Annotated in this window: 1 protein-coding gene; it reads left to right on the plus strand. The window is 47.1% G+C overall.

What is annotated here, in order from left to right; all coding sequences use genetic code 11:
* Positions 1-28: 28 nt before the first annotated feature.
* Positions 29-420 (plus strand): FAD-dependent oxidoreductase (locus tag ACLWS4_RS37565; protein WP_416876513.1); only part of this gene is annotated, 392 nt, incomplete at its 3' end.

Consider the following 420-nt stretch of genomic DNA (forward strand, 5'->3'; position numbering starts at 1 on the left):
GACAAAAGAAGACATTTTGGCTGCAAACGTGGATGCCGTGCTGATTGCAACGGGTTCGAATCCGAAAATTTTGCCGCTCGACGGAAAAAACAAAGTATTGACAGCAGAAGATGTTTTGCTCGATAAAGTGGATGCCGGGCAACATGTTGTCATTGTCGGCGGCGGTCTTGTCGGCTGCGAACTGGCTTTGAACCTTGCAGAAAAGGGAAAAGATGTCTCGCTTGTGGAAATGCAGGACAAACTGCTGGCAGTTAATGGTCCGCTTTGCCACGCTAACTCGGATATGCTGGAAAGACTCGTACCGTTTAAAGGTGTTCAGGTCTACATTTCTTCAAAAATAGTAGATGCGACAGAAAAGACAGCCGTTGTGTATGTTGACGGCGAATTGCGTGAAATTGAAGCAGACAGCATTGTGCTCGC

The sequence above is a fragment of the Kitasatospora sp. SC0581 genome (genome assembly GCF_048159585.1).
Taxonomy (GTDB): Bacteria; Actinomycetota; Actinomycetes; order Streptomycetales; family Streptomycetaceae; genus Kitasatospora.